Source organism: Pseudomonas sp. (assembly GCF_049645325.1).
Taxonomy (GTDB): Bacteria; Pseudomonadota; Gammaproteobacteria; order Pseudomonadales; family Pseudomonadaceae; genus Aquipseudomonas.
The window spans coordinates 1-4,752 of sequence record NZ_JBARTQ010000687.1; the positions used below are offsets into that span (position 1 = coordinate 1).

The 4,752-nt window shown below is 62.6% G+C and carries 7 protein-coding genes; 6 read left to right on the plus strand and 1 reads right to left on the minus strand.

Annotated features, from left to right (window positions below):
- Positions 1 to 21: 21 nt before the first annotated feature.
- Positions 22 to 954 carry a LysR family transcriptional regulator gene (locus WBB95_RS29235; protein WP_424490750.1) on the minus strand — a complete coding sequence of 311 codons (933 nt, stop codon included), beginning with the start codon at positions 952 to 954 and terminating at the stop codon, positions 22 to 24.
- 117 nt (positions 955 to 1,071) lie between these two features.
- On the opposite strand from WBB95_RS29235, the gene WBB95_RS29240 reads away from it, so the two are divergent.
- From WBB95_RS29240 to WBB95_RS29265, 6 genes are all read left to right on the plus strand, one after another.
- Entirely contained in the window at positions 1,072 to 1,560 is a 489-nt protein-coding gene (locus WBB95_RS29240) for a DMT family transporter (RefSeq protein ID WP_424490751.1), read from the plus strand.
- Between the two features lie 4 nt (positions 1,561 to 1,564).
- Positions 1,565 to 2,020, plus strand: coding sequence for a DMT family transporter (locus WBB95_RS29245; protein WP_424490752.1), 456 nt, complete (start codon positions 1,565 to 1,567; stop codon positions 2,018 to 2,020).
- 89 nt (positions 2,021 to 2,109) lie between these two features.
- Positions 2,110 to 2,280 carry a metallothionein gene (locus WBB95_RS29250; RefSeq protein WP_424490753.1) on the plus strand — a complete coding sequence of 57 codons (171 nt, stop codon included), beginning with the start codon at positions 2,110 to 2,112 and terminating at the stop codon, positions 2,278 to 2,280.
- A 78-nt stretch (positions 2,281 to 2,358) separates the two neighbouring features.
- Positions 2,359 to 3,123, plus strand: a complete 765-nt coding sequence (locus WBB95_RS29255; RefSeq protein ID WP_424490754.1) for an AraC family transcriptional regulator — start codon at positions 2,359 to 2,361, stop codon at positions 3,121 to 3,123.
- 88 nt (positions 3,124 to 3,211) lie between these two features.
- Positions 3,212 to 3,385, plus strand: coding sequence for a DUF1427 family protein (locus tag WBB95_RS29260; protein WP_424490755.1), 174 nt, complete (start codon positions 3,212 to 3,214; stop codon positions 3,383 to 3,385).
- A 31-nt stretch (positions 3,386 to 3,416) separates the two neighbouring features.
- Positions 3,417 to 4,376 carry a quinone oxidoreductase family protein gene (locus WBB95_RS29265; RefSeq protein WP_424490756.1) on the plus strand — a complete coding sequence of 320 codons (960 nt, stop codon included), beginning with the start codon at positions 3,417 to 3,419 and terminating at the stop codon, positions 4,374 to 4,376.
- Positions 4,377 to 4,752: the final 376 nt, after the last annotated feature.

Here is a 4,752-nt window from a genome sequence, read left to right on the forward strand (position 1 = left end):
GTTTGGCGAGATCCGAACCGCTCACCGATCCCAATACGGCACCGTGCCGAAACACTCCACGAAATAATCGATCACCGTGCGCACCTTCAGCGACAACCGCCGGCTGCCCGGCCACAGCGCCGCTATCTGCTGCGGCTCTAACGTAGTCGCGACCTCATATTCCGTCAGCACCGCTTGCAAAGTGCCGGCGCGCAAACCTTCGCCGATCAGCCAGGAAGGAAACACCACCAGCCCCAGGCCTTGTTCGGCGGCGTGGGTGAGGGTGTCGGCGTGGTTGCCGGTAATGGGGCCCTTGACGCTGTAGGGCGTCCAGTCGCTGCCGTCGCGGCGGAAGAACCAGCGTTGCTGGCCGGTGATGCCTTTGTAGGCCAGACATTGATGGTTGACCAGTTCGTCGGGGTGCCTGGGCGTCCCATGCTGCGCCAGGTAGGCCGGGCTGGCAGCGATGCGAAAGCGCTGGGGCGCGAAGATACGTGCCTGCATGCCGGAATCGTTGAGCACGCCGATGCGAAACAGCAGGTCGGTGCCGTCTTGCAGCGGGTCGACGTAGGTGTCGGTTTGCTGGATGTCCAGCTGCAGTTTCGGGTAGCGCCGGCACAGTTCGCCCAACCAGGGAGAGAGATGCCGCTGCCCGAACACCATCGGCGCGTTGATGCGCACCAGGCCGCTGGGCTCACTGTCCTGTTCCTGCAGGGCCTGGCCGGCCGCTTCCAGTTGCTCCAGCATCACGCGTGCGTGTTGGCCGAGCAGGCGCCCGGCTTCGGTGGGGCTGACTGCGCGCGTATGGCGATAGAGCAACTGCTGGCCGATGGCCTGTTCCATCAACTGGATCTGCCGCGAAATGGAGGAGGGCGCCAGGCCTTCGCGGCGCGCCACTTCAGAAAAACTGCCGTGGTCGAGCACTGCGACGAACAGGCGCAGCGCCTTGAAACTCAGTTCATTCAAACCCTGCATCGTGACTCCAGGCTGTGCGCAATGCGCAAAGGTGTTGTGAGCATGCTCCCATTTATCGCACAGGACGGCCACCGGATAATGCGCGCCATGTTTCCTATCTTGAAGTGCAGGTGATGTATGCAGGCAAGTTCTACCGAGGGTGTGGCGCTGGCCACGCCGAAAAAAAATCTACTGCGGTTGCTGTTGTTGCCGCTGGTGATCCTGGCGGGCATGGGCCTGTCGGTGGAGGCGGGTTTGCTCGGGCCACTGGGTGTACAGGTGGGCCACTTGTGGGCGACCTTGAGCATCTTCGGGGTGGGCACCGCCATTCTGTTTTTGATTTTGCTGTTCAGCGGCCCGCAGAAAGGCCCGGCATTGACTGACCTGCCGCGCTGGCAGTTGATCGGCGGCTTTTTGGGGCCGATGTACGTGGTGGTGCTGACCCTGGCCACGCCCCACATTGGTATCGCCATGACCATGATCGCGATCCTGTCGGGCCAAGTCGGCAAGAGCGTGCTGATCGACCATTTCGGCTGGTTCGGCACTGCGCGCAAACGCGTCAATGCCGAGCGCTGGATCGCGCTGGCGTTGATTGTGACGGCACTTGTTTTGATTGCACGAGGGTAAGGCGATGAACCTGATTTTGTTATTGGTGCTGGTGATTGCCGCCGGTGCGGTGTTGAGCGTGCAAGCGGCGATTAATGGGCGCTTGGGCCAGGCCGTGGGGGTGTTGCGCAGCAGCTTGCTGACGTTCGCGGTCGGCGCCATCACCACGGCGCTGCTGATTTTCTTCTTCGAGCCCGCCCAGGCGATCAGCCTGCTGGACGTGCCCAAATGGCAACTGACCGGCGCGCTGTTCGGCGTGGTGTACATGATGGTGATGGTCGGCGCGGTGCCGGTGGTCGGCACGGCTGTGGCAACGGTGGCGGTGATCGTCGGGCAGTTGGGCATGGGCATGCTGATCGACAACTTCGGGTGGCTGGGCAACCCGGCCATCGAGCTGTCGGGCAGCCGAATCGTGGCGATGCTGCTGTTGGCGTTGGCGCTGGTGTTCATGTACCGCAGCAATAGCCGCCTGGCCGATTAACGGCGCTGAACCTTGGCGCCTTGCCTATAGTCACTGCTTAAGGTGCGGCGCTCGCCGCACCTGGACGACCATGAAAAAGGAGTCTGAACATGGCTGATAAAACCTGTGCCTGCCCACACTGCAAATGCGTGCTGGGCACTGATGCGGTGATGAAAGATGGCAAAGGCTATTGCTGTAAAGGCTGCGCCGAGCACCATGCGCATGGCGAACCCTGCGCCTCGGCGACGGGCTGTGAGTGCACTAAATCCGCCCACGGCTGAAAACCCTGAAAATTCTCTCGGATTGTCGGGTGGCGGTCATTACCATGGCCGCTCACCCTTGATTGATGTGCTTCCTTCATGGCCCTCGCCGCGCCCCCCGACCTCAGTGATCACGCCGTGCCCGTGCAACCCTTGGCGCGCACCTACCCGCGTGGTTTGTACATAGAGCCCCATAGCCACGACTGGGGCCAGTTGCTCTACGCCATGAGCGGCGTGATGTGGGTCGAGACGCCCCGCGAAGCCCTGGTGGTACCGCCCCAGCGTGCGGTGTGGTTGCCTCCGGGCGTCGAGCACGGAATTCGCGTGGTCTCGGATTTGCAAATGCGCAATATCTACCTGCGCCCGGCATTGGCGGCGACGCTCGACAGCCAGGTGCAGGTGATCGAAGTGGGTGGGCTGCTGCGCGAACTGATCGTCACCCTGGTCGACCAAGGTGATAACGGTGATGCGGCGTATTACGACGCCGTGGTGGGTTTGGCGTTGCTGGAGTTGCAACGGGCGCGCCGCTCGCAGATTCGCATCGCCATGCCGGTAGACGCCGACCGCCGGCTGAGCACTGCCTGCCACGCGGTGATAGCCGCACCCTCGCTGGAGATTCCTTTCGAACAGCATGCCGAGGCGGCCGGAGCCAGCGTGCGCACCCTGGCGCGGCTGTTCCAGAACAACCTGGGCATGGGCTTTGCCGAGTGGCGCCGCCAAGTGCAGCTGGCCACGGCGGTCGCGGAATTGATCCAGGGCCAATCGGTCAGCGGCATTGCGCGGTCCCTGGGCTATTCGCCCAGCAGTTTCAGCGACATGTTCCGCCGTGAACTGGGCGTGGCGCCGTCGCAATACGTCGGTTGAAGGTTTGGCCGAAATCCTGAAGCACTTGGCCGATGCTTCAGGCACGGGCTCTCTACACTGAGCCCATCAACCCACAAGGCGCCCACCCATGAACTACGTGATATCCCTCGCCATTGGCCTGTTTGTCGGCGTGATCTACGGTGCCTTGGATTTCCGCTCGCCTGCGCCGCCCGCCATCGCCCTGGTGGGGCTGATGGGCATGTTGCTCGGCGAACAGCTCTGGCCCATGGGCCGGCAGTTGGTCAGCGGATGGTTGTCCTGATTGTTCTTTTCCCCTTCGATGGATATTGGCCATGAAAGCACTGCAATTTTCCGCCACGGGCGATCTCACTGCCCTGACTGTCGTCGACGTCGCCACCCCGGTGCCTGCCGCCGGTGAGGTTTTGGTACAGGTCAAGGCGGCGGGCCTTAATCCCAGCGACGTTAAAAACGTGCTGGGGCGATTCCCCTACACCACGTTGCCGCGTATTCCCGGGCGGGACTTTGCTGGTGTGGTAGTAGACGGGCCGCAAGCGTTGGTCGGCCAGGAAGTCTGGGGCACCGGCCGTGACCTCGGCTTTTTCGCCGACGGTTCCCACGCCCAATACCTGACCGTCTCGGCCAAGGGCGTGGCGCACAAGCCCACGCACTTGAGTTTCGCCCAAGCCGCCAGCCTCGGCGTGCCGTACACCACCGCCTGGGATGCCCTGGAGCGCAGCGGTGTCGGCAAAGGCACGCGGTTGCTGGTGATTGGTGCCAACGGGGCCGTCGGCAGTGCGGCCTTGGCGTTGGCGAAAATTCGTGGCGCGCAGGTGTTGGCGGCGGTGCGCAAGGCCGACCAGGTTGACCTGCTGCAGGCGCAGGGTTACGACGCGATAGCGCTGGGCAAGCCCGAAGAACTGGGTGCGCAGGTCACTGCGCTGTTCAAGGGCGGTGCGGATGTGATCTTCGACACCACAGGCTTTTGGCTGCCGGCTGCGGTGGCGGGCCTGGCGCCGTTCGGCCGCATTGCGATCATCGCCGCGCCGGTCGACGGGCACGTGCAACTGCCGGCCCTGGCGCTGTACCGCAAAGGCGGCTCGGTGGTCGGCATCAACTCGTTGCTCTACAACTGCGAACAGTGCGCCGTGATGCTGGAGCAGTTCGGGCGCTTCTTTGACGAAGGCTTGCTGCCGCTGCCGACCGGCCTGCGCGAAGTGGCGCTGGTTGATGGGCTGCAGAGTTACGCCGAAGTGAATCAAGGCAGTGCAGACAAGATCATCTTTCTGCCTTAACGCGATCAACTAATGCTGGGGCTGGCTGAGTAGGCTCGAGTGACCCGCCACACCTGATCGTTCCCACGCAGAGCGCGGGAACGATCAGGGTGCCCCGCGGAGTAATGCCGGAGAAGGCAAAAGCAGGGCCACAGCAAAGCAGCACAGCTTCTATCTGATGTAGGTAGATCCAAATGTGGGAGCGGGCTTGCTCGCGAAGGCGGTGAGTCAGCCAAGGACTCTATCAACTGACACAATGCATTCGCGAGCAAGCCCGCTCCCACATTTTTAATCCGGTTCGGCTTCAGGTATCAGCTCACTGCTACACCGCAGCTTTGCTTTTCTGTGGGAGCTGGCTTGCCTGCGATGGCGGTGGGTCAGTCAACAACTCTTTGCC

Coding starts and splice junctions, on each gene's coding strand:
- WBB95_RS29235 (WP_424490750.1), bottom strand. CDS start 954: ATGCAGGGTTTGAATGAACTGAGTTTCAAGGCGCTGCGCCTGTTCGTC.
- WBB95_RS29240 (WP_424490751.1), top strand. CDS start 1,072: ATGCAGGCAAGTTCTACCGAGGGTGTGGCGCTGGCCACGCCGAAAAAA.
- WBB95_RS29245 (WP_424490752.1), top strand. CDS start 1,565: ATGAACCTGATTTTGTTATTGGTGCTGGTGATTGCCGCCGGTGCGGTG.
- WBB95_RS29250 (WP_424490753.1), top strand. CDS start 2,110: ATGGCTGATAAAACCTGTGCCTGCCCACACTGCAAATGCGTGCTGGGC.
- WBB95_RS29255 (WP_424490754.1), top strand. CDS start 2,359: ATGGCCCTCGCCGCGCCCCCCGACCTCAGTGATCACGCCGTGCCCGTG.
- WBB95_RS29260 (WP_424490755.1), top strand. CDS start 3,212: ATGAACTACGTGATATCCCTCGCCATTGGCCTGTTTGTCGGCGTGATC.
- WBB95_RS29265 (WP_424490756.1), top strand. CDS start 3,417: ATGAAAGCACTGCAATTTTCCGCCACGGGCGATCTCACTGCCCTGACT.